Source organism: Paenalicyclobacillus macrosporangiidus (assembly GCF_900116805.1).
In the GTDB taxonomy this organism is placed as follows: Bacteria; Bacillota; Bacilli; order Alicyclobacillales; family Alicyclobacillaceae; genus Alicyclobacillus_H; species Alicyclobacillus_H macrosporangiidus.
The window spans coordinates 170,659-195,937 of the sequence record NZ_FPBV01000004.1; the positions used below are offsets into that span (position 1 = coordinate 170,659).

General features: G+C 55.0%; 28 protein-coding genes and 2 pseudogenes. 13 read left to right on the top strand and 17 right to left on the bottom strand.

The window, feature by feature from the left end:
• Positions 1 to 40 precede the first annotated feature (40 nt).
• The 3 genes and pseudogenes from BM357_RS05415 to BM357_RS05425 all read left to right on the top strand — a co-directional run bounded on the left by BM357_RS05415 (position 41) and on the right by BM357_RS05425 (position 2,277).
• The gene (locus BM357_RS05415; protein ID WP_074950391.1) at positions 41 to 1,333 is read left to right on the top strand and encodes an arsenic transporter; all 1,293 of its coding nucleotides are present in this window, start codon (positions 41 to 43) and stop codon (positions 1,331 to 1,333) included.
• 15 nt (positions 1,334 to 1,348) lie between these two features.
• Positions 1,349 to 1,756 (top strand): annotated as a pseudogene (gene arsC / locus BM357_RS05420) (arsenate reductase (thioredoxin)); the annotation flags it as partial.
• Positions 1,757 to 1,777: 21 nt separating this feature from the next.
• Positions 1,778 to 2,277: pseudogene (locus tag BM357_RS05425) on the top strand (arsinothricin resistance N-acetyltransferase ArsN1 family A).
• A gap of 218 nt (positions 2,278 to 2,495) precedes the next feature.
• Here BM357_RS05425 and BM357_RS05430 read toward each other — a convergent pair.
• Complete coding sequence (locus tag BM357_RS05430) at positions 2,496 to 3,308, bottom strand: class I SAM-dependent methyltransferase (RefSeq protein WP_074950393.1); 813 nt, start codon at positions 3,306 to 3,308, stop codon at positions 2,496 to 2,498.
• A gap of 84 nt (positions 3,309 to 3,392) precedes the next feature.
• Complete coding sequence (locus tag BM357_RS05435) at positions 3,393 to 4,145, bottom strand: SDR family NAD(P)-dependent oxidoreductase (RefSeq protein ID WP_074950395.1); 753 nt, start codon at positions 4,143 to 4,145, stop codon at positions 3,393 to 3,395.
• A gap of 375 nt (positions 4,146 to 4,520) precedes the next feature.
• Between BM357_RS05435 and BM357_RS05440 the strand changes: the two genes are divergently transcribed.
• Positions 4,521 to 4,961, top strand: coding sequence for a MarR family winged helix-turn-helix transcriptional regulator (locus BM357_RS05440; protein ID WP_139234575.1), 441 nt, complete (start codon positions 4,521 to 4,523; stop codon positions 4,959 to 4,961).
• Positions 4,958 to 5,278, top strand: a complete 321-nt coding sequence (locus tag BM357_RS05445; protein WP_074950399.1) for a YciI family protein — start codon at positions 4,958 to 4,960, stop codon at positions 5,276 to 5,278. The genes BM357_RS05440 and BM357_RS05445 overlap by 4 nt, the downstream gene beginning before the upstream one ends.
• Before the next feature lie 207 nt (positions 5,279 to 5,485).
• Here the strand turns inward: BM357_RS05445 and BM357_RS05450 are convergent, their stop codons facing one another.
• The 5 genes from BM357_RS05450 to BM357_RS05470 form a co-directional block, all read right to left on the bottom strand.
• Positions 5,486 to 7,015 carry an ATP-binding protein gene (locus BM357_RS05450; RefSeq protein WP_074950401.1) on the bottom strand — a complete coding sequence of 510 codons (1,530 nt, stop codon included), beginning with the start codon at positions 7,013 to 7,015 and terminating at the stop codon, positions 5,486 to 5,488.
• A complete protein-coding gene (locus BM357_RS05455) occupies positions 6,987 to 7,382 on the bottom strand; it encodes an ATP-binding protein (protein ID WP_074950403.1) in 396 nt (131 codons plus the stop codon). Before BM357_RS05455 ends, BM357_RS05450 begins: the two co-directional genes overlap by 29 nt.
• 499 nt (positions 7,383 to 7,881) lie before the next feature.
• Positions 7,882 to 9,006, bottom strand: a complete 1,125-nt coding sequence (locus tag BM357_RS05460) for a WD40/YVTN/BNR-like repeat-containing protein (RefSeq protein WP_074950405.1) — start codon at positions 9,004 to 9,006, stop codon at positions 7,882 to 7,884.
• Positions 9,007 to 9,526: 520 nt separating this feature from the next.
• On the bottom strand, positions 9,527 to 10,114 hold the full coding sequence (locus tag BM357_RS05465) for a hypothetical protein (protein ID WP_139234576.1): 588 nt from the start codon (positions 10,112 to 10,114) through the stop codon (positions 9,527 to 9,529).
• Positions 10,115 to 10,266: 152 nt separating this feature from the next.
• Positions 10,267 to 10,548: a hypothetical protein gene (locus tag BM357_RS05470; RefSeq protein WP_074950408.1), complete on the bottom strand. Its 282-nt coding sequence runs from the start codon at positions 10,546 to 10,548 to the stop codon at positions 10,267 to 10,269.
• 1,338 nt (positions 10,549 to 11,886) lie between these two features.
• Here BM357_RS05470 and BM357_RS20645 point away from each other — a divergent pair.
• Positions 11,887 to 12,039 carry a MarR family transcriptional regulator gene (locus tag BM357_RS20645; protein WP_483869892.1) on the top strand — a complete coding sequence of 51 codons (153 nt, stop codon included), beginning with the start codon at positions 11,887 to 11,889 and terminating at the stop codon, positions 12,037 to 12,039.
• Between the two features lie 394 nt (positions 12,040 to 12,433).
• On the top strand, positions 12,434 to 12,667 hold the full coding sequence (locus tag BM357_RS05480) for a hypothetical protein (RefSeq protein ID WP_074950412.1): 234 nt from the start codon (positions 12,434 to 12,436) through the stop codon (positions 12,665 to 12,667).
• 226 nt (positions 12,668 to 12,893) lie between these two features.
• Here BM357_RS05480 and BM357_RS05485 read toward each other — a convergent pair whose 3' ends face one another.
• Positions 12,894 to 14,147, bottom strand: a complete 1,254-nt coding sequence (locus BM357_RS05485; protein ID WP_074950414.1) for an MFS transporter — start codon at positions 14,145 to 14,147, stop codon at positions 12,894 to 12,896.
• 260 nt (positions 14,148 to 14,407) lie between these two features.
• On the opposite strand from BM357_RS05485, the gene BM357_RS05490 reads away from it, so the two are divergent.
• From BM357_RS05490 to BM357_RS20650, 3 genes are all read left to right on the top strand, one after another.
• Complete coding sequence (locus BM357_RS05490) at positions 14,408 to 15,271, top strand: FadR/GntR family transcriptional regulator (protein WP_074950416.1); 864 nt, start codon at positions 14,408 to 14,410, stop codon at positions 15,269 to 15,271.
• A 132-nt stretch (positions 15,272 to 15,403) separates the two neighbouring features.
• Entirely contained in the window at positions 15,404 to 16,102 is a 699-nt protein-coding gene (locus tag BM357_RS05495) for a hypothetical protein (RefSeq protein ID WP_074950418.1), read from the top strand.
• Between the two features lie 183 nt (positions 16,103 to 16,285).
• A complete protein-coding gene (locus BM357_RS20650; protein WP_074950420.1) occupies positions 16,286 to 16,555 on the top strand; it encodes a tyrosine-type recombinase/integrase in 270 nt (89 codons plus the stop codon).
• A gap of 75 nt (positions 16,556 to 16,630) precedes the next feature.
• Here the strand turns inward: BM357_RS20650 and BM357_RS05505 are convergent, their stop codons facing one another.
• The gene (locus BM357_RS05505) at positions 16,631 to 16,933 is read right to left on the bottom strand and encodes an integrase core domain-containing protein (protein WP_175511451.1); all 303 of its coding nucleotides are present in this window, start codon (positions 16,931 to 16,933) and stop codon (positions 16,631 to 16,633) included.
• Positions 16,934 to 17,064: 131 nt separating this feature from the next.
• Complete coding sequence (locus BM357_RS19220) at positions 17,065 to 18,300, bottom strand: hypothetical protein (protein WP_139234579.1); 1,236 nt, start codon at positions 18,298 to 18,300, stop codon at positions 17,065 to 17,067.
• A gap of 199 nt (positions 18,301 to 18,499) precedes the next feature.
• Between BM357_RS19220 and BM357_RS05510 the strand changes: the two genes are divergently transcribed.
• Positions 18,500 to 18,733, top strand: a complete 234-nt coding sequence (locus BM357_RS05510; protein WP_074950422.1) for a hypothetical protein — start codon at positions 18,500 to 18,502, stop codon at positions 18,731 to 18,733.
• Positions 18,734 to 18,787: 54 nt separating this feature from the next.
• On the opposite strand, the gene BM357_RS05515 is transcribed toward BM357_RS05510, so the two are convergent.
• From BM357_RS05515 to BM357_RS05540, 7 genes are all read right to left on the bottom strand, one after another.
• Positions 18,788 to 19,630 (bottom strand): hypothetical protein, encoded by an 843-nt coding sequence (locus tag BM357_RS05515; protein ID WP_175511440.1) that lies wholly within the window; start codon positions 19,628 to 19,630, stop codon positions 18,788 to 18,790.
• Positions 19,552 to 20,193 carry an RNA polymerase sigma factor gene (locus BM357_RS20655; protein WP_425426517.1) on the bottom strand — a complete coding sequence of 214 codons (642 nt, stop codon included), beginning with the start codon at positions 20,191 to 20,193 and terminating at the stop codon, positions 19,552 to 19,554. Before BM357_RS20655 ends, BM357_RS05515 begins: the two co-directional genes overlap by 79 nt.
• Positions 20,194 to 20,208: 15 nt before the next feature.
• Entirely contained in the window at positions 20,209 to 20,442 is a 234-nt protein-coding gene (locus BM357_RS05525; protein WP_074950428.1) for an RNA polymerase sigma factor, read from the bottom strand.
• A 341-nt stretch (positions 20,443 to 20,783) separates the two neighbouring features.
• Positions 20,784 to 21,038, bottom strand: coding sequence for a hypothetical protein (locus tag BM357_RS20190; RefSeq protein ID WP_245783855.1), 255 nt, complete (start codon positions 21,036 to 21,038; stop codon positions 20,784 to 20,786).
• A 2-nt stretch (positions 21,039 to 21,040) separates the two neighbouring features.
• The gene (locus BM357_RS20195; protein ID WP_245783852.1) at positions 21,041 to 21,925 is read right to left on the bottom strand and encodes a DUF4367 domain-containing protein; all 885 of its coding nucleotides are present in this window, start codon (positions 21,923 to 21,925) and stop codon (positions 21,041 to 21,043) included.
• Between the two features lie 70 nt (positions 21,926 to 21,995).
• The gene (locus BM357_RS05535) at positions 21,996 to 22,640 is read right to left on the bottom strand and encodes a sigma-70 family RNA polymerase sigma factor (RefSeq protein ID WP_175511452.1); all 645 of its coding nucleotides are present in this window, start codon (positions 22,638 to 22,640) and stop codon (positions 21,996 to 21,998) included.
• Between the two features lie 224 nt (positions 22,641 to 22,864).
• The gene (locus BM357_RS05540) at positions 22,865 to 24,064 is read right to left on the bottom strand and encodes a hypothetical protein (RefSeq protein ID WP_245783853.1); all 1,200 of its coding nucleotides are present in this window, start codon (positions 24,062 to 24,064) and stop codon (positions 22,865 to 22,867) included.
• Positions 24,065 to 24,779: 715 nt separating this feature from the next.
• Here BM357_RS05540 and BM357_RS19225 point away from each other — a divergent pair.
• Positions 24,780 to 24,962 (top strand): hypothetical protein, encoded by a 183-nt coding sequence (locus tag BM357_RS19225; protein WP_139234581.1) that lies wholly within the window; start codon positions 24,780 to 24,782, stop codon positions 24,960 to 24,962.
• A gap of 43 nt (positions 24,963 to 25,005) precedes the next feature.
• On the top strand, positions 25,006 to 25,279 hold a 274-nt coding region (locus tag BM357_RS20080; RefSeq protein WP_217647671.1), incomplete at its 3' end, for a hypothetical protein.

Sequence of the window (25,279 nt, forward strand, 5' to 3'; positions counted from 1 at the left end):
CCGGCGCCCCACCTGCTCCCAAATACGAAGGAGACACAGCATGACGTATCTTGCGATCGCGTTGTTTGTCCTCACACTGGTCTTCGTCATCTGGCAACCCAAAGGACTCTCTATCGGATGGAGCGCTCTGGGAGGCGCCCTGCTCGCGCTCTCATTCCACGTGGTCACGTTCCAAGACGTGCTCGCAGTGGCCAAAATTGTCTGGGACGCCACGTTTGCGTTTGTGGCCATCCTCGTCATCTCCACCATCCTGGACAAGGCTGGCTTTTTCGAATGGGCCGCTTTGAAAATGGCGAAAGCGGCGCACGGCAACGGGCGCAGGCTGTTTCTTTATGTGACCCTTCTTGGTGCCATCATGGCTGCTTTCTTCGCCAACGACGGCGCGGCGTTAATTCTGACCCCGGTTGTCCTGGAGAAGATGAAGCTCCTGAAGTTCGATGCAAAACGGATGCTGCCGTTCGTCATGGCCAGCGGTTTCATCGCTGACACCACGTCGCTCCCGCTGGTTGTCAGCAATCTGGTGAACATCGTCTCTGCGGACGATTTTCATATCGGGTTCGTGAGCTACCTGGCGCACATGGTCGTGCCGAACCTGTTTTCGCTGGCCGCGAGCATCCTCGTGCTGTATCTCTTCTTCCGGTCCGACATTCCTGAAACGTACGACCCGTTGAACCTGCCGGACCCCGCTGGTGCCATTGTGCATGAAGGAATGTTCAGGCTCTCCTGGGTCATCCTCTCGGCCCTCATGCTGGGTTACATCCTGACGGAAACGCTGCACTTCCCCGTCTCGTTGGTAGCGTGCACCATTGCAGGGGTGTTTCTTATTGTGGGTGCACGGACACGGGTGATTCAACCTTGGCCGGTGATTCGTGACGCGCCATGGGCTATTGTGGTCTTTTCCATCGGGATGTACGTCGTGGTCTACGGGTTACGAAACGCGGGGTTGACAAGCCTGCTGGGCCACGTGATTCAGGCAACGACCCACGACGGGGTCTTTGCGGCGACCATGGCGACGGGCTTCATCGCCGCCATCCTGTCCAGCATCATGAACAACATGCCGACCGTGATGATTGACGCCTTGGCCATCCACGGGGCTCATGCGACTGGAACCATGCAGCAGGCGTTGGTTTACGCCAACGTCATCGGCTGCGATCTCGGCCCCAAAATCACACCCATCGGCTCGCTCGCGACCCTGCTGTGGCTGCACGTCTTGAACAAGAAGGGCATTTCCATCACCTGGGGAAGATATGTTCGAACCGGTGTCGTCCTAACGCTCCCCACCCTGTTTGTGACGTTGTGCGGATTGTACCTATGGACAGTAGGATTGTCATAACGAGGAGGAGTGCACATGTCGCGCAAACGCATCTACTTTCTTTGCACAGGCAATTCTTGCCGTAGTCAGATGGCAGAAGGATGGGCACGCCACCTTGGCGGCGACAGGGTCGAGGTACACAGCGCTGGCGTCGAAGCCCATGGCTTGAATCCGCGGGCTGTTGAGGTCATGCGCGAGGTAGGCATCGACATCTCGCGTCATCAGTCCAAGGTGATTGACCCGGAGCTGCTGCGACAGGCGGACTACGTGATCACGCTGTGCGGCGACGCGAACGATCGCTGTCCCGTGACGCCGCCACACGTGAAGCGGCTGCACTGGGGATTTCCGGATCCGGCAAGGGCCACAGGCACGGAGGCCGAGGTTTTGGACAAATTTCGCGAAGTGCGCGATGCGATTGGTGACCGCGTACGGGCGTTTCTCCAAGATGAACTCGGCAGAGGTAAAGTGGTGAATCCCACCGTGCACTTCGCAGTAAAAGATGATCTCCCGTCGATCTTGGCCATTTATAATCAGGGCATCGAGGATCGGATTGCCACCTTGGAGCAAGACCCCAAAGATACCGCCTACATCGAGGATTGGTTCCACAAACACACGGGTCGCTACAGGGTTTTTGTTGCAGAGCACGGCCATGAGGTCATCGGCTGGGCCGACTTGCATCCGTATTCTCACCGGTGCGCGTATGCAGGCGTGGGGGAACTGTCAATATACATTCATCGGGCATGGCGCGTGGACAGGGCGTGGGACAAGCACTCCTCCGCGAATTAGAGGTATTCGCCCGTGAGAACGGCTTTCATAAGTTGGTGCTTGGCACCTTTCCATTCAATACCGCCGGACAAGCGCTGTACCGGAAAATGGGGCTTCGCGAGGTGGGCGTATTTCGGAACCACGGGAAATTGGACGGAAAATGGGTGGATGTCATGTGGATGGAGAAGCTGCTGATGTAAGCGGGCGGATGAGTGATAACTTTCCCTGTCCTTCTCCCGGCACGCACCGCCGGGATCATCAGCGACTTCCCGCGTATGCGGGAAAACGCGGCATTCTCTATACATGAACACTGCACACGAGGGCATTCGCAAATGCTACGCGAATGTCCGTTAAGGGCAGGATCATCTGAGCGTATGAATCGTCGTCTGCCCTTGAGCACCCTACATTCCATAAATCGTCATGAAGATTTAATAGCTCTTAATGAGAAGAGCAGGGGGATTTGGTGATCTTGCTTTAACCACCAATAGTCGTTGTGTTTCTCCATGAGACCTGGATACTTGTCATACATGCAGTACGGGAATTCATGAAAGTGTTCCACCCGTAGACCAGCAGACAGGATGGCGTCAAAAATGTCGGCAAGGGTATGATCCCACTGATAGCTAACGGCATTTTGCACCACCTGGTCATCACCGGTGTAGGTGCGGTCATTTTCACAGCGTATCGGTCCGCCGTCGGAAAAGTAGTTGTACCTGCCCTCAAGAGAGCCATCCTCGCCGACCTCAAATACGTTCGCGATCGGATGCTCCTCCACGATGTAAAATATTCCACCCGGCTTCAAGAAGCAGGCTATGACCTTCGCCCATTCTTTAAGGTCCTCGATCCAGCACAGCACGCCATAGGAGGTGAACACGATGTCGAACTCATCTGTTAATACTTCAGGTAAAGATAGGATGTCGCAGCAAATGAATTCGGCATCCAATCCCACTTCGTCGTTCAATTTCCTGGCAAGTTCAATGGCCTTCTCGGAAAAGTCCACTCCGACTACCTTCACCCCGGCTCTTGCCCACGACAGAGAGTCGAGTCCAAAATGACATTGAAGATGTAGCATGCGCTTACCCTGGACATCGCCGAGTTCCGATAGCTCGATGGGGCGCAAGGTCGAGTGGCCTCGCAAGAATTCTTTCAATCGATACGCATCGGACTTGCTGTGAATACCAACCAGCTCGTTCCACCTTGCTTTATTCACGCTCAGATAATCGAACGATTTCATGCTCAATCGCTCCTCACGACGACTTCACATGTCAAAAGGCCGTTCAGCGCGCATGCTCTGAACGGCACCTTGTAGTAGAGCACCTTACGCGCGACCATAAATTGCCCCGCCGTTTACGTGCAACACCTGTCCCGTAATGTACTCAGCCTCACGCGACGCTAGAAAGAACACCGTTTCGGCGATATCAGATGGTCTACCCGCTCGTCCCACCACGGTGCGATTCACCAACCGCTGATGTCTCTCTGGCGTCATTCTGTCACCGAAGAATTCTGTATTCTCAATATACCCAGGTACGACCGCATTGACTGTGATACCTTCAGGTCCCAGTTCAGTGGCCAACGAATACGTCCAGCCCAGAATCCCTGCCTTGGCTGCAGCGTACGAATCACCTGCACCTTGTACGGCGGCGATCGAACTGATGTTGATAACGCGCCCACCGGGTCGCGTCAAACGAGAACGAAGAGCAGAGGTGAGTAACACCGCCGTCAGGACGTTTGTCTTATAGTCCTGAATCCACTGCTCTGCGATGTCCGAAAGGGTTTCCGCGTGTCTGACATCCGCACCGCCCGCATTGTTGACGAGAACATCGATGTGCGTGATCTTCTTATCGTCCAAGGTCGCCTTCAGTCGCTCCACATCGTCTACACGGGTCAAATCCGCGGGAATGGCAATGGCGCGGGGTGCCTTCGCGATTGAATGGCCAATGTATTCGACTGTTTGTTCCAATACGTGCATCCGGCGTCCGAGTAAAATCACTTGGTCTCCAGCGGCGGCATGGCGCTCCGCTATTGCTCTGCCAATACCGGTTCCGCCTCCTGAAATCACCACGTACCGCATATGTACCACTCCTCAGACTTACGCAAATCAAACCTGTCCTATTATTTTGCATAGCCCGCCCCTGGTTACAATTGTAACACACGGATTATGTCTGAAAATGCAATACTACACGCACGTTTCCTGTGATTCTGTCCACCTTGCGCGTGGAGACCTCGTTCGTCACCATCACCGTCAACGCGAGTACAAAGGCTTTGTTCACTCCGCTGACGGCGGGCGAACCGTCCCGTGGTGAGTTGACTTTCCCGAACCCTGCGCACTCATAGAATCCGTCGGCCGACACGGGTTGTCAGGGTATGGGGGAGTGTGCATTCAGGGATTCCGGGTCGGCTCATTTTCTCATTGACACTTTGTGTGCTAATCGTTAGTATACTAATCATGAAGCATCAACAGATTTACACAAACTGTTTGGCGTTCCAGTTGACACAGGCACGCAAGAAAGTATTTGCGTGGTATGCGAACTATCTTAAGCCACTTGGGCTGACTCCCTCCTATGTTTACGTGCTTGGCGTACTGCGTGACAAGGAGTATGCAAGTCCAAGCGAGATCAGTCATTTACTTGAACTGGAACGCCCAACCGTCACCACACTTCTGTCCCGAATGGAACGTAACGGATGGATCAACCGGGTTCTCAATCCTAACAACAGGCGAGAGACTCTGGTCAGCTTGACCGATGCTGGGAAGGAGGCATGCGACAAGGCGTACCCACTGCTAATAGAGGCAGACAAGACACTGAATACGGTTTTGAACGGAGAGTTCGCACAACTAAAAGAGCGGGTTGAGACATTGAATCGGATTTTACAGGAGGCTGCGAAATGAACAGACAGTTCATCGTTCATTTGTCGAATAAGCAGAGGCATTTGATGACGGAAGAACTCATCCAGGGGCATGTCTCATATTTGGGAGAGCTCAAACGCCAAGGCAAACTCCCCTTGTGCGGTCCCTGCAAAGACGGAACGGCAATCATGATTTTGAAAGCCGACTCACAAGAAGAAGCAGAAGCATTACTGGCGGGTGACCCATTTACAAGAGCAAACTACTATCGAGATCGTAGAATTGTCGAAGTGGAAGAAGCAACGCTGGAAAACAACTTTCTTCTCGATGATGTTCTTGTGAATCTGCGCAATCGTTCATAAACCACGTCCTATCGGGATACAGTGTACGCATTGAGTAACAATGCGTACACCGTTCTTGTTATCCCAAGGATAAATCGATTTACACACCGGCGCCAACGCGTCGATGCTGATGGGCTTCTCTTCGCCACCAGCGCTCCATCAGTTCTCTGGCGAGGTTACGAGTCCGGACCCCGGCTCAGCTTCCACCCCTTTGCGATAATAGGTACTTTAATAATACTCATCTAATGCTTGCTGCAAAGATGTCTTGGTTTCAACCTTGTCAGTAAATGGGATGCCGAGTTCAATCATTGTATTCGCGATTTCCGGGCGGATGCCTGTGACAATCGCCTTACATCCGAGCAAACCGATTCCTTCTACAATTCGAAACAAATGTCCCACTACAGCCGTATCCATGAACGCAACGCCTGATAAATCGATAATGATTTTTTGTATTTTTAGGCTGGAGATCTGACTCAATGTCCGTTCCTGAACTCTTTTCGCCCGATAGGTGTCCAATACGCCAACGATGGGCAATACCGCCATGGAAGTGGATAGAGGAATGATTGGAACCGACAAATCATCAATCGTTTCACGATGGGAACGCAACAATTCATCCTTGTACTCCAAATAACTTGAAAAATAATGGAAAATATAGAGATCCAAAATAGAATTTGTCTTGATTCCGATCTCGAAGAATCCTTCCATATCAAGTTCGACATTCTTATAATAATACCTCAAAAAATTCCAATACAGCTTACGAAACGCCTGAGACAATTCCAGCTTTATCATTAGAGGAACATCATTCTTCGCCGCGGTCTTTCCGATCTCTTTCGCCAATATGATCAGTTCATGCTGCCTATCCTCCACCAGAAGTCTTGCGATTTTGTCAAAAATCTCGGGTGCATTGATTTTATACTTGGAGTCTTCAATGAGGTGCATAACAGATTTGGCCTCTAAAGCGAATAATTCATTGAACCGATCCAGATTCATCATAAAAAACTCCTTAAAACTATGCCCATGTACATATTGAAGTTCCAAATCAATCACTCCAATGTTTTCTATGATCTCAGTTGGAAACCGAATGGTGAATGTGGTTCCGATTCCTTCTGCACTCTTTACATTAATCGTGCCTCCATGTTGATAGATGGTCGAATATACCTGCGTTAACCCCATTCCTGTGCCTTCATCTTTGGTCGTAAAGAAAGGGGTCCCCAACAGATGAAGTTTTTCTGCCGGTACACCGACCCCTGTGTCGCCAATGATGACGTAGATGAACTCACCCTTACGGTAGTGCTCAATGGTAATTGTCCCTTCATTAGGAATGGCTTCAAAAGCATTTTTTAAGAGATTAAAAAGTGCCTTCTTTAACTGATTTCTCTTTCCGTAGATGACTTCATCGCTGTCTTTGAAATTTTTCACAATATGGATCCGATAAATTTGATCTTGAAACAAATAGAGTAAAGACTCTAATTCCGAACAAAGATGAATTGCAATATAAGGTTCATCTTCCAAGTCAGGCTTAGAAACCTGTAATAAATCGTGCAACGTGGCAATCGCCTGATCCAGCTCTGCACAAGCCAAATCTAAATAATTATGAGAAATCTCTCTTTTCAGCAACTGTAGAAATCCCTTGACTGCCGTTAGTGGGTTTCTGACTTCGTGAGCAATTCCCGCAGCAATTTGACCTATGGATGCAAGACGACTTAATGTATCATCTGTAAGTGATATTTTACTTGTTACCTGCCCATTTGACTGCAACGACTTTCGTTCCTCTCGTCGAAGTCTCAATGCGACATTCGTCCATTAATCTCATCACGCCGGCTAAACCGAGACCTAATCCACGCGTACACGACGTCCTTTTGCCCTTTAAGACTTCATCCAGATTTACAATTCCCGGACCATCATCTGTGACTGTAAAACGTATTCCGTCATCCATCAACTCACAACAAAACTTGCCCTTGCTATAGGCGTGATCCAGAACGTTGCGGGTTAACTCCGAAACGCTGACAAAAACCTTCTGCTGATCTGCCTCGGAAAAAGGGAGCTGCCTCATAAAATGACGAACGATACTTAACGCATAATAAATATCATATTCCGACGAGATGTTCACGATTTGATAGTTCATCCGATAAGCAGTCCCCCATGTCACCTGTAACCCGTCTGCTTAAGTGTGATTATAAAGACTTTCATGAGTATATCAACAAGCGTTCACCACGGTAACTCCTCAACCTGCGGTGGCCTCTTCTCAAGGGGAAAAGATACTCAAGAAATGCAAAGGGTGAACGCCGTCTTCTGTGTGTCTCCACGATGCTGTGTGAGCGTCAAGGCGGCGATCCCGCATTCCTTCTCAACCTGTCTCCTTGCCGTGCTTCGCGATCTCTTTCCGCGGTTCCTTCAACCATTCGGTTTCCGTTCCATCCGCCTCACAAACACCGCCCACATAATGTACGGCTGGACACAGACCATGTCCGGCTCAATCAGCACAACTGGTAGGAAACCCGGAAAACCGTCTGTTCATTTTTCACCGAGTTCGAAAGGAAGACGACTGTCGAGTTCTGCCCCAATTCGGTCTTGCGAATGCCAATGAACCGACCCATTTCCGCGCAAACTCACCCAAAGGAGATTCAAGGCGCCTGTGGGTGAATCTCCGTCCAGGATGTTCCCCCATCTTCCGTGAAGAATAATCTGGTGGAAAGCGCCTCGTCCCCCCGCGTCAGTGCCCACCCTTCCTTGCTATTGACAAAGTCGAGTTTCACCACTTCAGAAAATGGCAACGTGATCGTATTCCAAGAGTGCCCAGCGTTTGATGTTTTCCACAATACATCTCCTAGTACCCAAACCCACGTTTGTTGGTCGATGAAGCAGAATTCATCATGCATTCCATCGGGATTCGACGTTGAGGTGACGGTGCTCTGCAACCTCCATGTTTGTCCACCGTCGGCGGTGACGTATGCGCCAAACCAATCGTGATGATGGTCCGTACGATACGAGGAAACAACCCCGTGACTTGCGTCAAAAAACACAGGTTTCCCGACTCCTCCCTCCATTCCATCCGGTATCTGTAAGTTCGGCAACGTCACGCGATCCCACTGAAGTCCAGAGTCAGACGTCCTGTAGAGACCCACGATCCACCCCTGGACGGACACAAAGCCCACATGATCATGAACAAACACCATGCTTTTCGCTCCGGCATCCGAAATCTGGTGGGATGATGAAGACCCTGTGCTCTCCGCTACGCGCACCCAGTGCTTTCCACCATCCTGCGAATGAAACATCGTCACATGCTCAGATCCCATGGATTGTCCTTCCGGATCGCAGAGGATCCATCCGTTTGAACCGACGAAGCTGACATCCGTCACCCCCGCTGTTGGCAAGACCGACTGTGTCCAATGCTTCCCGGAATCAGAGGTCATGAACAGTCTGCTAGAACCGTCCGAACCTTGATCGTTGACAACCACCGCAGCGGCATCCGCTGAAATGAAGTCTGTCCGAATGTCTCCTCCGTCAGGAATGGTCAATACTTTCTTCCAGTGAATGCCTCCCTCAGTGGTGTACATGACAGCGTCGCTTGTCACAGCCCATCCGTTATGCGTGCTTTTCATGTCAATTGTGCGAAGAGATAGGGACACAGAGCCTGTGTTGGTGAGATTGTTCGTGATACTGTCAACTGGCGTTCCATCATCACATCCGCTCAAGATTGCGAGGAAAACACCGACACATCCGGTGAATAGGAACTGTTTACTCTTCACCGCACATCCCTCACCTTCCTCCCCAAGAGACGGGGTACCACCTAACAGGGTGACAACATGGGGCGCATGTACAAGTTTCTCTTTCAAAGAGATCCGTTGATTCTACATGGGGGTTGGACGATGTGCGATGAATTCCACGGCCGAAGATGTTGTTGGTGCACCTCGCAGGATACGCAATGCCCCCGTTGGCCAGAGTGCCTGCCGGCGGGTCTGCGCGAAGTTGGGCCACCGGAACCGTGACCGTCCGATGGTCCTGCGCCCCCTCTAGCAGACCGAGTCGTGATATTCCGTTTCTCTGCCACGTGAACGAGGACGCCGGCGCTTTCAACCATGGCTTTCCCGAAAGGAAGCCATGCAAAAAGCGCACGATGGATTGTGGTTGGATTTCCACAATCCCATCATGCGCTTACACATGGTGCCCGGCCACCGAATAGACTTCACATTCTTTGCGTTCCACTCTGCGCGCCGAATCGTCTCGTCATTTCATACAAACTCCTATGCACGGAGCCGTATCACCCATCTATTCGAACGCAACCGGTTGGTCCAGCACCCGCTCCGGCGGTCGACGCCGGTGAGGAAACGGATACGGCTCCAGGCGGAACGTGGCCGAAGTGAGATCGTCTGGCAGTTTGGGTGTGACCACGTACGCCATGGACGCCTGGTTGCCGCCCATGTGTCCCCGGTGCAGTTGTACCTGCCGGTCCGTGAACGGTTCCACCACGAGCATCAACTGCACGTCCAACTCCTCCGTCTCCGCATCCTCGCCGGTGAATACGTCCACGTGCACCAGACTCGCCTCATCGTACTGCTCGACTCGGGATATTTGGTACGTCACCCCGTCGACAGATACCCGCTTCATCACCGGGATGACACCCTGCAGATGCTGGGGCGACACGGGATGGCGCATCGGCCGGCGCGGGTTGCACATCGACGCAAACACCGGCGCCAATACGTCGATGCTGATGTCGTACAGCTCGCACCAGCGCTCCATCAACTCCCTGGTCGGATACGCGTTCGCACCCCGGCTCAGCTTCCACCGCTTTGCAATGAGTTTGGCCAATTGCTCGTCAATCGGTTGCAAGCGGTGATCGTAAGGAACCTTCATCATCGGCTTCTCCTCCGTCCGTCGATACCCTTGTCACCCTCCAGGATCGATCTCGTTGGCCTCGCCCACTTCTCACGCAACCATTCCTGGTACTCACATCACCACGTAACCATTCGAGACCATACTGTCCTTCCCCTTCTTTTCCAACCCGCACATTACGGAGAAGCCACTGCCTGCGACGCTGTCGTGGCCTTCAGGTACATGTTGCGGGTGATGTGAACCGCGATCGCGCCCGTGGTCAGCTCATCCGAAATTGCATACAGCGCAAAATGCCCATACCGCCCGATTTCCGCTCCCACGCGAGACACGTTCTCCGTTGTGAGAACATAGGTTTTGTTCCCCCACTCCACGGTATGGGGAATCATGATGTTGTTGTCCGTTCCCGGGCTGTTCGCGGGGAGATTTCCCGCATGGCCAGATGAAGGGTTCTCCGACAAGCTCGTGGCTTCTGCGTTTGAAGAATGAGCCGCAGCAGGCGCAGTCGGTTGTGGTGACGTACCGGCGCCCTTCTGGCGAGACCCGTTCGATTACCCGAAACCCTGCTTCGGCGATTCAGCATTCACCATGTTCCCCGCCTGCTTAACGGGCGGATCCGGGGGTACCCAGGCGCACCGTTCCACAGGTACACACCCGTCGCGATCATCAACACCGGCACTGCACCCATGCTTCCACCTATCCACACCGGCGTTCTGGCGCTCGCACGGTTTGCCGGACGTGACGGAACCTCCGCCCGCGCAATGGCGGTCACGCACGCGATCGCGAAGGTGAGCGGGCATCTGCACTTCCCCCAAAAGTCTCAACCTCTCCTGTATACCTGTATATCCTTCAATTCCATCCGGATTCCCTTCCTTCACGCGGGTTGGGACGTCGTTCATCCGCTTCAACGAAGTCCTTCTGACGTTTCTTGATGGCCCGGTGCAGGGTCACACGGACCCTGACTTCCGACCAGCCGAGGAGTTCCGCGACTTCCCGATCCGGCCGGTTGTGAATCACGCGTGTGTATCGGGATCACGGCAGTCTGGACTGGTGAGTTCCACCTGAACGACACCGTCGCAAGTCGTGAAAGTACACCCAAACAACCCCCACACGCCATGGCGTCTGCAAAGACCACGATGGAAGGGAATGCGAGACCTTCAGAAGCCAAATCAAAACAGAATTCGTCATCCGTCGCAGGGTTGCCCACCCCATCCAAGAGGTTGAGCGCGCGCTGTTCATTCCACCCGCACCAACCTCAGGTATCGTCATCACGGCACTGCGCACGTACCTGCTTCCCGATGATGTGGTTGAGAAAGTCCTGGACTGGGTGAACCACAACGACGGTGTGCAAAGTCTTCGGGGATCGGGACGATCGTACGCGGGGCCCCCGGGTCTTGAATTGCAACTGAATCAACGGAAAGCAGATCGAGATCACACTCGACAAAGGCTCCGGCAACGGCGTGGTACTCGTGGACCGGGATCACCCAGGAAAAGCCGTGCGGATCGAAAGTCCGGAAGTATACAACTGGCTGTCCGACGGATGGAGAAAGGACATCCCACAAACTAGAAACGGGGCGCCGTGATGTGGTTTCCCAACCGCACTACGAGAACACTGTCTCCTTGAACCGACGGCACGTATCCCCACGTCCAGAAGCCGAAAGGTGCCTCTCGACCTGAAAACTCGTTGGAAGCGGTTGAAACATTATACCTAATATGTTTAAAATTATAAAAAAAGAATGATGTTTCTTCACCCTTCGATGACATTTTGAACTGCTCCCACACGAGCCCGAATCGGCTTGTTGTCATACTTGTTAACTTCGTTGAGCTTGACAGAGTTGGCCGATACGCTCGGGGTCACTAAGGACAACGTGAACGTGACCATCCGGACCCTTGAACAGCTTGGGATGGTACGACGTCTGAAACGCCCCGAGGATAGGCGCGTGTATTTCTAAGCCGATCCCGATTTTTGGCTCATCGCCCAGCGCATTCTTGCCCGGCGCCAAAAGCCGGAGTTCGATGAGTCATTCCGGATGTCGGACGAAAGCATCCAGATAGCCGGGTCTACCCATCCAACACCGACGAGGAAGTTGATGCTCACACGCTGGAAGGCCCTGCAGGACTTCTACAACGAACTGGACCAGGTGGTCGCCTGTTGTTGTTGTCGATTCGTCCCCAACGCATGTCCTGGTTCATCCGGCTAGCCGTACGCGTGTCATCGCGCTGGCGTGAAACGGATAACAAGTACCATCTTTGACGCCCTGCGTCTCCTCACGTGAGTACATTTACGAGTTGTTTCCTCCCAATGACGCGCCGCCCCATCTCTGACGTGTATTGGAGTGAGTGACCATGTTGGTGATCCTATGGCTGTTGACCGGCGCCGTATTCATCCTCACCCTCCATGCAGCCTTTGCCATCCCCTCGTGGCCTGTGTTGGCGGTGTGTCTCCTCGCCCTGCTTGCGACTGTCGGTTACCGCCTCACACGCGCGCGGGCCATTCCCTTCGTTGCGCTTGCCGGATCCTTGTTGGTTTGCGCCTACGATATCTTCATGCTTATCGAAGTACTGCGGACAGCAGCCTGACGCTGAAGGTGTTCCGACACCCCCCGTTTTCGTCCGGCATGATGTGCGTATGAAACGTGACGCCACACAACAGGACATCCAAATGCTCCGGATTGAGGGCTGCAAGCACATCCCGATTCCGCATGACGAACGTCGGCCTGTGACGCAATAAGGGGACAAGGCTGTTCGCCCTGCCCCCTGATCTGCCTCTGGTCTTCACTCATCCGGCGGGCCAAGGTTCCATATTTCAGTACCCGCGCGCGGCGAGAATCAATCCACTGATGCCGCCGACCACTGCAAAAATGATGAGGTACGGAAACCCAACCGCGAACGAGATGCCGAGGATGTACGTGCCGATGGCGGAGATGATGTTCTCGAGGCCGTTGAGGTAACCTGCGCCGACGCCGACGTTCTGACGTGGAAACATCTTTTGCAGCGAGCTCCACACGGTCGGCAGGACCACACCGTTCATCGCACTGGCGATCGAGATCAGGACCATCGCCAGGGTCAGGTTGCTGGTGTGTGTGCCAAGCAGCAGCCCGAGCGCGGCAACCAAGGTGGCGAGCCCGGCAAAGATGGCCCGCTTCATCCACCGGTCGCTGAGCAGTGCGGTGATGATCAAGAACACCGTCATCAGGATGTACGGAAGCATGTTCCAGATGCCGGTGTTGTGCAGCGTGATGTGCCGGACATTCAACAGGTACTTTGGCAGCCAGAACAACAGGCCATAGAAGACCGTTGCCATGCCAGACCAATTGAGCAGCAGCAACCAGAAGTCGAGCTTGCGGAACACCTGCCTCAGGGTCACCGACTCCAACGGCACGTCCTCTTCTGCCGCCCCCTCTTGGATATACGCGAGTTCCGCTGTGGAGACGTATCGGCTTTCCTGGGGCCGATCCTTCGCGACAAACCATACAATCGGCAACATCACGACGATCCCGACGGCGAACAACACGTAGAACGGCAGCCGCCAGGATCCGAAGGACAGCACCATCCAGGCGATCAGCGGTCCGGTGATGATGGGCCCGATGGTCAGGCCGAACTCCCAGAACATGTTGGCCCGGGCCCGCTCTTTGGGCGGGAACCAGACCTTTACCCACTTGGAGTTCATCGGCCAATGCATGCCTTCACCAAGACCCAGCAGGACCCGCGACAACACGAGCGCCGCGGTGCTCCAGACGAGGCCGGTGAACAAGGTCATGATGGACCACCAGGCGAGCGCGATGGCTGCGACCTTGCGCGGTCCGAGCCGATCTCCCAGATACCCGCCGAGGACGTTCGACAGCCCGTACATGAACAGGAACAGGCTGTTGGCCAAGGCGAGCCCGGCATCGGTCACAACGTGATCCTTCACCATCAACGGTCCAGTGATGGAAATGTTCGTCCTGTCGACGTAGGACACCAGCAGCAGGAACCACAGCACCACAGCAAACCACCAGCGGAAATGCGTGCGCCGCTCGGCACCTGCCTGGATTGAGCTCGACAGCCCCGGATTGCTCATAAACGTCCCTCCCTTGTAGCGCGGGTCACAAATCTCTTGTCGGATTTCACATCCAGCAGAACCATTGCTATGATGCCAAGTGACCCGATCATCTGGTTGTCTAACAACCAGGATCATAGAATACGCTTACATCGTTGTCAATGAATGTCCGTGCGAATTTCGCGGGATTTCACGATAATACGGCTAGGGCCAGATCGGCCCCATGCGACGGAAGTCTTGGCAACCTGCCGCCGGATCGTGTGAAAGAAGGAGGACTCGACTTGGAGAAAATTCGACGGTCGAGATTGAGTGACGCTGTCGTGGATCGCATCAAGGGGATGATTGAACGCGGAGAATTGAAACCAGGAGACAAGCTTCCCTCCGAGAAGGAGTTGGCCGAAGCGTTTGGCGTGAGCCGGATGAGTATCCGGGAGGCCTTGTCCATGCTTTCGGCGAGCCAAATCATCGAAATCCGGCACGGTGAAGGCAGCTTCGTCCAGCGAATGGAAGTGTCCAATTACATCCCACCGATCGCGGTGTCGCTGTTGGACTTCCCGGCTGCGGCGCTGCATCTGCTGGAGGTCCGCACCATGCTTGCGGTGGGAGCGGCAGAACTGGCGGCCATGCGCGCGGACGCGGACGCCCTGGCCGAGATGGATGCAGCGCTGTCGGCTTATTGGGACGAGGTACGCGAGCACGGAACAGGTGCGAAGAGCGACTGGCAGTTCCACCACGCGATTGTGCGGGCGACAAAAAACCCGGTGTTGGTGGAATTTGCGAACCGGATTGCAGATCTCGTCGCGGAGGGGATGCGTTATACGCTCGGCAAAAACGTGGGCGACAGCGAGCGGATCCGGCAAGTCGCAGCGGAACATGAGCAAATTGCCGCGGCCATTCGGGCAAGAGACGCGGCTGCGGCCGGGACCGCGATGCGTCAACACCTCGAACACGTGCGCCAGAAACTGATGAGATTGATGGAGGAACAAAAGCTGGCGACGGCACAGGTGGAAGTACCGGCGGACATCGCAGCGTCCGCTGGCAAGCGAGCCGAAGGAGCGACCCGCAGCGGGCAGATCGCGGGGAACCTTCAAAGCGAACACACCGTGAAAGTCATCGGTCAGTTGGCCGACCATCTGGATGAGTAAGCCCCACCGCGGACACACGTGGCGGGGCTGGTCAGCATCTCGTCATTTTCTGATGCAACACGCTCCTCCGGACATGTACCGCTATCCTATCGCGTACCTAGATTTACATGATCGAAAGGTGGTGCAAGCCTGATGAAGCATGCGGCGAAGATTGCGGTGGGTGCAGCGTCATTGGTTGTGGCTGTCACCGTAGCTGCCATGTCCACGTGGATCTACGGAGCGAGTCAAGATTCGAAAATTGTCACCACGCTGGCAACAGAAGCTGTGGTATTCGACATTGCGCAATGTTCACCATTCCGCATGATGGAAGTCCAATCGCCCAGCGACCTAAAAGTCACACACGTTCCGGATCTGGATGAGGTTCCCGCAGGCAAACCTTTAAAGAAGGCCGTATCCGCCTTGAGTTCCCACTTAGACCCACTTCAGGCTGCTGAGATGATGAACGACACGATTCGGACCGAACATCAGAGCAAGGTGCAGCGTATCGCATCCCAGTTGTTCACCGAGGACGGATCGTACATGCAGTGGGAAAAGCAGAATCTCCCCAAAATCATAGCGTACGACGATACACCCACAAGTTTTCAGTTGGACGGTGGAGTGGATACACTCCAATGGTCGTCCATCAATGTGGACGATCTGCATGGTACGGCCGTGGTAACTGGGCAGGGTGTCCCATGGGCCTCCTTCGTAGACATGGGCAGTGATGGTTCCGTGGCTCGAACCACTACGCCGCATACCCTGGTCAACTTCACCGTGACATTGAAGAAAGTGAACGGAACATGGAAGGTGGATACTTTGCAACGGCAGTTTGCACCAGGATATGAGCCTTGATTGGAGTATCATCCAGACAACCTCTCCACATACTCATTCCCAATTTTCTATTTTTATTATTGCACAGGGCCTCGGATTGAACCCCCTGTATTTGTAAAGAGAAATGTGGTTCTTTTGTAGTTTTGGTGAACCTCCCTCCATTCGACAACACTCTCGACCGCCACACGCTATGCTTGGTCCGAGGTGAAGGACATCGAATTGAAACGTGGCGGATTGGTGTACGTGAACCGCGGTAAAGGCGACAAGGAACGGGTCGTCCCCGCCACGTCTGAAGTAAGAAGTCGAGTACAAGAATATCTCTCTATGCGAGGAGACGTTTCCCTCGACGAACCGTTGTTCTTGTCGAATCAGCGACGACGCATTTCAGTGAGGACAGTTGAACACATGCTGAGACAATTGGGGGAGCAGTATCACCCCCATGCCCTTCGCCACACGTTCGTTCGTGCGTATTGAACCCGACTTTGTCAAGACAGATGGGATGGCTTTTAAGAGAGAGATGAGAGACTTTCAATTCAGATAAAAACTGTCTCACGCTGCGTTTTGTTGCATTTTCCAATTTCTGAATTCCAACGGCGAGCGATAACCTAGTGCGGAATGCGGTCGGTCCGTGTTGTAAAAGTGAATGTACGACTCAATCGCCGCTTTCGCCTCGGCAAAGCTGCTGTATTCCTGCAGCCAGACCTCCTCCTCCTTCAGCGACCGGAAGAATCGCTCGATGTATGCGTCAGCATCGGGGTTGTTGTACCCGGTCCGCTCATGGTTGATTTGGCAGACCTTCATCGCTTGGATGAACCGTCGACTCGTCGTCTGGCAGCCATTGTCCGTTCGCAATGTCAGACCGGCACCTTGAACGCCGTTCGGGAAGCGCCCTCGCCTTCACGATCCACTGCATCACTCGGGCGTACTCATCTGTTTCACGACTCCACTTCCGAAGTTTCGCCGGTTGATGCAGAGTGCCGGTTTCATGACCAAACTTTCTTCCACGTATGCCCTCCATCCGTTGTTTCCCAAATTTGATTTGTAGAGGAACCAGCACGTTTTGGCACCCATACGACCCAGCCAACAGACTTCGACACAAAGTCCAGTTGTGTCGGAATGTAATTTCGCAACAGCGTTGAGAAGGGGGCTTTCGGAAGTGTAATGTTTCTCCATGAAGTTCCCCCGTTCGTTGTCTCGTACAGGGTCGAAAATGTCTTGCTTGGTGTGAGGGGAATAGCCACCCCGACACTTGTACTTGGGAATGAAACCAGTCCGCCTAGGCCCGGCATTTCACCGACGAAGGTCCATGACTTACCTGCATCACTCGTGGAATAAATACCACGATGCTCAATGAGACTTCCATAGCGTTGAAACGTAGCCTGAAGAATGCCCTGATTCGCATTTGCGGTAGAAAATTGGGGGAGTGAAAGTGAAATTTGTTCACCGCTAAATTCTGTTGGAACAGGAACGTGAATTTCTCTCCACGATGTTCCGCCATCCGTTGTTTCAAACAGTTGGTAATCGCCCGTGGTGGAATTGCTAGTCGACAGCCACCCGGTGGTCGCGTTGACAAACTGCAATGAACCACCCAACGGGAGATCGTTCGGTGTCTTTACAGTACTCCACGACGCCCCGCCGTCGCGCGAAACCATCAATTGTCCTGGCATACTGTTCATTCCGTGCTGTGGAATCACGTCCATATAGATGGTGGAATCATTTACGACACTGATTTGCGTCTGGTACACAAGGATTTGGCCAACGTGAATCCGGGCCGATTGCCATGTCTGGCCACCATTGTCCGTATGGTAGAGAATCAGATATGGTTCGTATGTGTTTCCCGGTTTTGAAACAGATTGAACCGTAAACCAAGCGTCATTGCCGTTGGGAAAGTCTGCTCCATTAACGTCTCCCATTACCGTGCTGGGAGAAACGTTATACCAGGACTTTCCTCCGTCTGCCGTGCGTACCACGGAGGAGCCTTGGTTAGTGGAATACAGCACTCCCCAACCAACATCTTCAGTTATCATGTGTATGTTGATCCAGTTGTCAGGGGCCAACTTCGCCGGCTTAGGATATTCCATTTGTGAAGTTGCGTTGGTCGTCTTATCCAAAGATGGAGACGTCGATGTATAGTTGTTTGTCTGACTGACTCCGCAACCGGCCACAATGATCGCGATCGCGAGGGCTTCAAGTCCCGACAGTCCTTTTCTCGGTTTCATCTGCACACCTCCGTGTCCATGTTCACTCTGATTCGACGAAACTGGAGGTTGTCAGATGACACAAGGATCAGGCGGTCCACATCTCCTCACGATTCGTCGTGAGGAGTGAATACACATACGAGTTATCTCCTCACTGTGAGGCATCAACCACCTCACCGGAAGTCCCTAACCACTTTGACGCGTGTGGGAGTGAGGAATCATGTTGGCGATCCGTTGGTTTTTGACCGCTGCTGTGTTCGTCCTCACGGTCCTTGCGGCCTTTGCCATCCCCTCATGGCCGGTGTTGGCGATGTTTCTCCTCACCCTCCTGGCAACCATCAGTTACCGGCTGACTCGCGTCCGGGCCGTGCCCATCTTGGCGCTTGCCGGAACCCTGTTCATCTGCGCCTACGATGTCGTGGCGCTCATTCAAATATTGAATGTGGCACATTGACTTAACCACACGAGCCACATCCCGCCACTTCGGAAAAGGCACAGGGCACGGCATTCACTTTCCGTCGTCTTCGCGCAGTGGCCTCACCGAACTTACGAGGCTCACCAACCGGTCTGCGGAAATGCCGGAAGCCATGAGCTGATAGGGCCTCCCGTCCATTTCCCAATACGGTCTCGATATCACGAAGCGAGGCGTAATCACTTCACCACTTCTCGCCTGGGCCCCGAGTTGTGGCCACTCGTCCTTGAGGTCCGAGATCCCCCAATGACCATGCACGTCTTCCGTCACCGCTCCTGCCTGCCACAGGATGATGAAGGCTTCACCCCGCAACGCCGCCTTCGATCGCGCGGGCGCACCGTATCGGACCGCCCACTCTCGTCCATTGTGATACTTGGAGATTTCGATGTGGTCGCGCAATCCGAGCTCTTTCACGACGGACCGGTCGAGCCCCATCAACGGAAACGGACATTGCCGTATCGCGTCGTGCGGTTCAACACGAATCGGGATACCGCCGAGGACATCGCCCAACTTCCACAGGCGCAACTTCTTCTTATCCGGCGGTAAGGTGAACTCGCGCCTGGCAACCGGTACGTTCCACTCGATGTCCTCCATCACTTCGCGGAACACACACCCGTGCCCATTCCAGTACTCGATGCTCCTCGGCAGGCCGTCTTCCGGATAAATCCAGAAGTGGCCGCTCTCACACGCCTCTTCATCCTGGGCGGTGACGTAGCGATCGAGTTCCACCCACAGGTGCCACAACCGTTCGCGCTGCTCAGGCGGCATGACCACTAAGTCATCCCGGGTTAGCAACTCTCTCAAAAGATGGCCCAACACGAACGATGGATCCGCATCGTGCGGGACCTGCGCCTCCTGAATAGCGTTGGTGCTCGCCATCCACACCCGCATATGTCGGCCATGAAAAACGGTGACGACGCTCCCGGCATCCGGCGATTCCGTTTCGATCCGCAGCCAATTTGGGCGCACGCCATGCGTACCGCGCCTGTTGTCTGTTCCCGGCTCGTTCGCCAGACAGCCATTCCCTGATGAGGGTGAACCTGAGGCTCTTCATAGTGGCCCAGGCTCGGGCCAACGTATCGCGGACCGTCGTGTGATCGACCTTCGGCCGGCCCGGTTCCCCATGCGGACAGGACGTCGTCCAACGACGCGGTGGCAGGCTCCCGACCGGCCGCATCCTCATCCTCCTCCGTCAGCGCGGCTTGCAATTGTTGCCTTGCCCTGGACAAACGAGATTTGACGGTCCCCGGCGGAATTCTCAGGAACGAGGCCACATCCCGGATGGGCCATCGATAGATGCCTGCCAGCACGAACACCTGTTTCAATTCCAATGGCAGGCTTTCCAGCGCTCGTGCCAAATCCAGTTTCAAGGCGGTACTCCGTTCCTGGTCAGCCTCCACCGCCACCTCCTTCTCCTCGGCCTGCTGCCTGTACGCTTGCATCAACGCACGGTACGCCTACGTCTTGACAATCTGAAAGATCCAACGCGGAAACGCCTGCGGATTCCGCAACTCGGACACATGGCGCGCGGCTGTCAGCCAACTCTCCTGCACAATGTCTTCCGCCAAATCGCGATCACGGCAGAACTGCGTGACCCAGCCCAGCGCCTGTGGGTGGAACATGGAGACAAGCGTGTTCCAAGCCTCTGGCAAACCCTGGCGACATGCCTCGACCAGTTGAACGACTTCCATGGTCCTCACCTCTTTCGCGGTTGTCACCCGTAATGATTCGAAAAGAGGCGTTTAGGTTCTCACCAGAGGACCAGGAAGCGCGTTCCGGCCCATATACATCCGTTCTGACCTACGGATAATTCCTCGTCCTCCCGCACCCCGACCGTGTTCAATGACTTCTTTCACGAACTCCGCGCACAGGCACCAGCCGAAATCCGACGACAAACACTGGGGATGTGGCCCGGGGATGTGGCTTTCAATAAGTACTAATCAGCTGAGTGACGCCCCTTGTGATGCTGTTCCCGCAGCACCACGCGAAGAGGGGCGTCTTCCCTATCCTAAGATACGGACATTTTGCCCGTCTAATTTCGGACAGGCAATACCGTCATCTTTGGACCTAGTTGAGATGGCTCAAACAACATCCTGTGTGAGAAGATGAAGTAGGACAAGGAACCATTGATCCTGTCTGGGAAACGGAAGAGCTTCTGACGCCAGCGTTGCATGAACCTTTTGGGAGCTAGGACGTCTTCGACATCTTTCAGTGGGACAAGCGTGGCTTCGCCAGTTCTCCGATTCTTCAATTCCACTCCGCCTGCTGACAGCGACTTTCGACTCACCGTCAAGCGATACGGGAGACCCAGGAGGTTTGCGTCAGCAAGTTTGACACGAGCGGCACATCCGCCTGCGCCTGTCGATCCACACTCTGCGCCACCTGCATGAACGTACCTTCCGGCAGGTCTCCCGTCAGGAGAATCACCCACGGTCCCCGATTCCAGGTCAGATACCGCTGTGTCGTGTGCCCGTTGGTGAAGGTGATGTACGTCGCATCCTGGCCATTCAGTTTCACCTCGCGCTTCGTGTTGCCAGGCGCCGACGTGTCCCCGTCAATCTGGAATGATCCCGCGTGATTGTGATACAACACCATCCGGATCACATGACGCAACCCGTTCACCGGAATGACACCTGTGACGTCCAGATCAAATTGCTGGGCCACCTTGTCTTTCATACTGGCCTCCACCCAATCCACCTGTGCGCCGTCCGTGTTCAGCTTCGGAAACCGGTCTGTCCCCAGGAAATCGCTCAGCGACGAATTGTAGTGGTCGGCAGTGAAATGCTTGCCATCCGCGGATAACCCGAGCGTTTCCTTCTGTGCGTGCAGGGGCATCGGGGTCCCCAGCTTCGTTCCCGTTTCAGGTTTGGGTGCCGACGACGGCCCAGTGGCGGTCACGGGTTGCAATCCGTTGTCTGCCACCGGCGGCGAACCGGCCGTCGGAGAGGCTCCACCCGCCGGGATGAACGCCCAGCCGGAAATCATCCCATCACCGGCCGATATTCGATGGGTTTGCACAATGACATCCAACAGGCTCCGCCCCGTTGCCGCCCACACCGCGGTATTCGCCCCAATCAACAGAACGCCGACCAGCCCGGTCCCGATGACGGCTCTGCGCAACCCGTGCCGCGGCTCGACCCGTTTCGCCAACCCCTGTTCGATGCGCTCCGCCATTCTGTTCCTCGCTACCTCATCCATCTCGATGGACGCCGCGTCTTGTTTCAGCGTCCAACGAACGCGGTCCTCAAAATCCGTGCTCCTCCACCCCGCCTTCCAATTCTGGTACTCCATGTTTCCTGCGCAGGATGTCCATCACCAACCGGAGCCGTGACGCCACCGTACCGGGGGGAATCCCGAGCATCTCCGCGACTTCCCTTCGCGTGTAGTCATACAGGTAATGCAGGACGACCACTGTCTTCAGTTTGGGCGGTAGACTGCGGATGGACTGGACCAGCGCTTGACATTGGAGCGATTCGGTCACATCATCCGCGATGTCGAAGTGGATCCCGCCGGCCTGCGCATCCGCACTCAGAACTAAGGCGTCTTTCAGCCGACCTAGCCGCCACTGCCTTCGCCGGTGTGCGCTCACCTGACGAATGATCCCCGTAAGCCAAGGGCCGAACGGCCGTGCGGGATCGAACTGCGGTAAAGACCGGTACACCGCAACGTAGATGTCCTGGACGACGTCTTCGAGATCGGACGGATTTTCCAGAAGATGGTGCACCAGCCTCACGACGTCCGTTACGGTGCTGTTGTACAACTCCCAGAACGCCGTTTCGTCTTGTGCCTGCAGCCGCTGAACGAGTTCGGGTTCTACCTTGATGGCCGTTGCGTGAACCTCCCTTCCTGCGTTTGCACCATATTGGTTCACACGCGGGATTCGGATCACGTGTGGTCTTGTCGGAGAGGGAGGGTCGCCTTGCGTTGAATGAACTCCAGCAATTCAAGGGGCAAAAGGACCAGGAGAAACAAACGGCCGAGACCGCGCTAGCCGAAGTCCCAAGCTATTTGACATACCAAACACGAAAAAGCCGCCCATCTCCGGGCGACATTTTTCGACATACTTTGCTGACACACCGTACGGAATCCATAATGCCGCACTGTCAACCCCGGCTACCCTTTCGGCCAGTAGGCGTTGTTTCGAATCTCATATCCTGGCAGCGTGACCGGAGGTTTGCCGTGAAACTCCTGCACCACCGCTTGCGGCGGTTTGGTCACCACACCCATGGCGTCCAGGTTCAGCGGACTTTGCACCAGCGAGAGAACCGTCCGTTCAATCATCGTGCGCTGCCTCACTAACGGATCGTCCTCGGGAAGCGGGAATTCCATCGCCCACACCAGGTCGGGCGGCAGTACGCCGTGATTGTAGATCACCGTCTCCAGGTTCCAGGCGGCCCGCTGCCCAGCCGAATAGGCGTCGAAAGAAGGTATCCCCGGGACATGGGCACCCACCGCCGTATCCCAATAGGACGCCAGGCAGTCCGCGATCTCCCGCTGCTTCGCCGACAGCTCCGCCATCATCTGTTGCGCCTGGCTCCGGACATAGGCATCCTCCGGGCCATGCAACACTGGGCTCCCACCCTGGGTCACCGTTCCTGCCCCCGCGCTAACCATTGGATCGGCCGGAAAACAGCCGATCCATTCGCCCACGGCCACCCAGACGTGATCACCATCCCGTGCAAAAGTAGGCACCACCAGGTCAGCCCCGGAGGATACCATCCAAACATACCGTGAGTAGCTGGCCGGGATGGCGTACTGCACCGCGTCGCCCGTCCGCACGTCGAACGCCACCAGTCGATCCCACCGACGGAACCCCCACAACAGCGGTCCTTGGTTTGGGTACAGTGGCGGATACTGAGGTCCCTTCAATGCCACCCAAATCCAGTCGCCCACCTGTCCCAGAATCCGATTGTCCAGGTCTCCGGGTGTCGATCCCGATGGATTCGCCGCCGACCCATACATCGGAATCGCATCCGGCCACTTTGCCGCCGGCTTGCCATCGATCTCGACGGCGACCGTCTGCGGCTGAAAGTGGTCCGGGAACGTCATCGGAAACTGCAGGCTGACAGAGCCATCGTAGGTTTGCTGTGACCGGGCCGGGGTGTCCGGTTCTTTCGTGAGCGTGGCTGTCTCCGGATCGAACCATGCACGGTGCCAGACCTTCGAAAACGTGACGTTCCCGTTGTCATCGACCGAGTCCGTCCGGATCAAGAGTTCCAACCGATCACCGTTGACCGACAAGCCAGCGATGGCCTCGTTCGGACCGATGGTGGACGCCAAGGGCACAAAGTACCACCCAAACGCTGACGACACCCGGCTCCCGCCCGTTCCCTCACCATTTCCGTCGATCCCGTTGCCAGGCAAACCATGTCCCTGTACGGCCACTGCATTGCCCACCCCGTAGGTCGTAGATTCCCTCGCCCCCCCGCCCGAGGGGTTGCACCCTACCAGAGTCAAGGAAAGGCTCAGCACGCAGAGGGAGAAAAGTCGCCCCCTCATGGGCATCACCCACGCTTCCACCCAGAATACGTCCATTCTGATTCTCTCAATTTTCCAACCTCAGGACAAGCCCTGAGTGAGATGACGGGAGTGCAACTGCCACCGGCATCGGAACCGATTCAGCTCTTTTCGACCATCACCGTGTGCAACTGTTTCGCTCCTGCACGCACACTCCAGATCGCGAGCGGTACGCCAACCGTTACCACCGCTGCCTTCATCAGTCGGTCCTCGTCATTCTAAAAATCGCCAGAACACCTCTTTGTGTGACTGGGTCCCATGCATCGCGTACTCGTTGCGTCGGTCGTAGCCCGGCAATGTTGTACTGTATTGAGGTATCATTGTGGCCAAATCAACGCAACGACCCCGAATAGATGTCCGTCACCTCTTCTCGATGATGGCCCAGCAGTTCACTCACGCGGGCCTTGGCCTCTTTATCCGACAGCCCGGCCTCGCGAAACTCCAAATATCTGTCCCGCGCGTACCCATGACGAAGTCCGTGTGCAGTGACCGTACTCCCCGGCGGGCGGTGATGGCGTATGTAATCCTGCACCTCACGGATCGCTTCATCGGTTTTCACACCGGGGGCAACGAACAACCTTTCGCCGGGTCGTGCGTGCCGGACAGCCCGAGCCAACACGTCACGCGCTTCTCCTCGAAGCGGGACGGACCGGATCAGACCCCCTTTGCCCTTGACCTCCAATACATTCGTTGACAACGCTTGGCGCGCGTGCGTGACGTCGATCCGGTGTGCAATTATGAATCCTCAACCCCAGGTCCCGCGCCAGAATCAGCACGCTCCGGATGCGATCCGGTGCGTCGTCGGTGATCCGCAACTCCTCTGCTTTCCAGGTCCGGTCATGCCCTCGGAAACTCCGGCGACCGATGTTCATTCTGAGGTTGATTTTTCCGTGCTTCCCATGGGGATGTTCCTCCAAAAACCCCCATGCCCCTTTGGGGCACAACATTATGATGAAAATGTAGTCGTAGTTGTTTACTGGTGGGTGATCGTGATCCAACATGAGGCCAAGC

What these genes read in the sequence shown, in the direction of transcription:
- BM357_RS05415 (WP_074950391.1), top strand. Translation starts at nt 41, where the DNA reads ATGACGTATCTTGCGATCGCGTTGTTTGTCCTCACACTGGTCTTCGTC.
- BM357_RS05430 (WP_074950393.1), bottom strand. Translation starts at nt 3,308, where the DNA reads ATGAAATCGTTCGATTATCTGAGCGTGAATAAAGCAAGGTGGAACGAG.
- BM357_RS05435 (WP_074950395.1), bottom strand. Translation starts at nt 4,145, where the DNA reads ATGCGGTACGTGGTGATTTCAGGAGGCGGAACCGGTATTGGCAGAGCA.
- BM357_RS05440 (WP_139234575.1), top strand. Translation starts at nt 4,521, where the DNA reads ATGAAGCATCAACAGATTTACACAAACTGTTTGGCGTTCCAGTTGACA.
- BM357_RS05445 (WP_074950399.1), top strand. Translation starts at nt 4,958, where the DNA reads ATGAACAGACAGTTCATCGTTCATTTGTCGAATAAGCAGAGGCATTTG.
- BM357_RS05455 (WP_074950403.1), bottom strand. Translation starts at nt 7,382, where the DNA reads ATGAACTATCAAATCGTGAACATCTCGTCGGAATATGATATTTATTAT.
- BM357_RS05465 (WP_139234576.1), bottom strand. Translation starts at nt 10,114, where the DNA reads ATGATGAAGGTTCCTTACGATCACCGCTTGCAACCGATTGACGAGCAA.
- BM357_RS05480 (WP_074950412.1), top strand. Translation starts at nt 12,434, where the DNA reads ATGTTGGTGATCCTATGGCTGTTGACCGGCGCCGTATTCATCCTCACC.
- BM357_RS05485 (WP_074950414.1), bottom strand. Translation starts at nt 14,147, where the DNA reads ATGAGCAATCCGGGGCTGTCGAGCTCAATCCAGGCAGGTGCCGAGCGG.
- BM357_RS05495 (WP_074950418.1), top strand. Translation starts at nt 15,404, where the DNA reads ATGAAGCATGCGGCGAAGATTGCGGTGGGTGCAGCGTCATTGGTTGTG.
- BM357_RS19220 (WP_139234579.1), bottom strand. Translation starts at nt 18,300, where the DNA reads ATGAAACCGAGAAAAGGACTGTCGGGACTTGAAGCCCTCGCGATCGCG.
- BM357_RS05510 (WP_074950422.1), top strand. Translation starts at nt 18,500, where the DNA reads ATGTTGGCGATCCGTTGGTTTTTGACCGCTGCTGTGTTCGTCCTCACG.
- BM357_RS05515 (WP_175511440.1), bottom strand. Translation starts at nt 19,630, where the DNA reads ATGGCGAGCACCAACGCTATTCAGGAGGCGCAGGTCCCGCACGATGCG.
- BM357_RS20655 (WP_425426517.1), bottom strand. Translation starts at nt 20,193, where the DNA reads ATGCAAGCGTACAGGCAGCAGGCCGAGGAGAAGGAGGTGGCGGTGGAG.
- BM357_RS05525 (WP_074950428.1), bottom strand. Translation starts at nt 20,442, where the DNA reads ATGGAAGTCGTTCAACTGGTCGAGGCATGTCGCCAGGGTTTGCCAGAG.
- BM357_RS20195 (WP_245783852.1), bottom strand. Translation starts at nt 21,925, where the DNA reads ATGGCGGAGCGCATCGAACAGGGGTTGGCGAAACGGGTCGAGCCGCGG.
- BM357_RS19225 (WP_139234581.1), top strand. Translation starts at nt 24,780, where the DNA reads ATGGCGTATGTAATCCTGCACCTCACGGATCGCTTCATCGGTTTTCAC.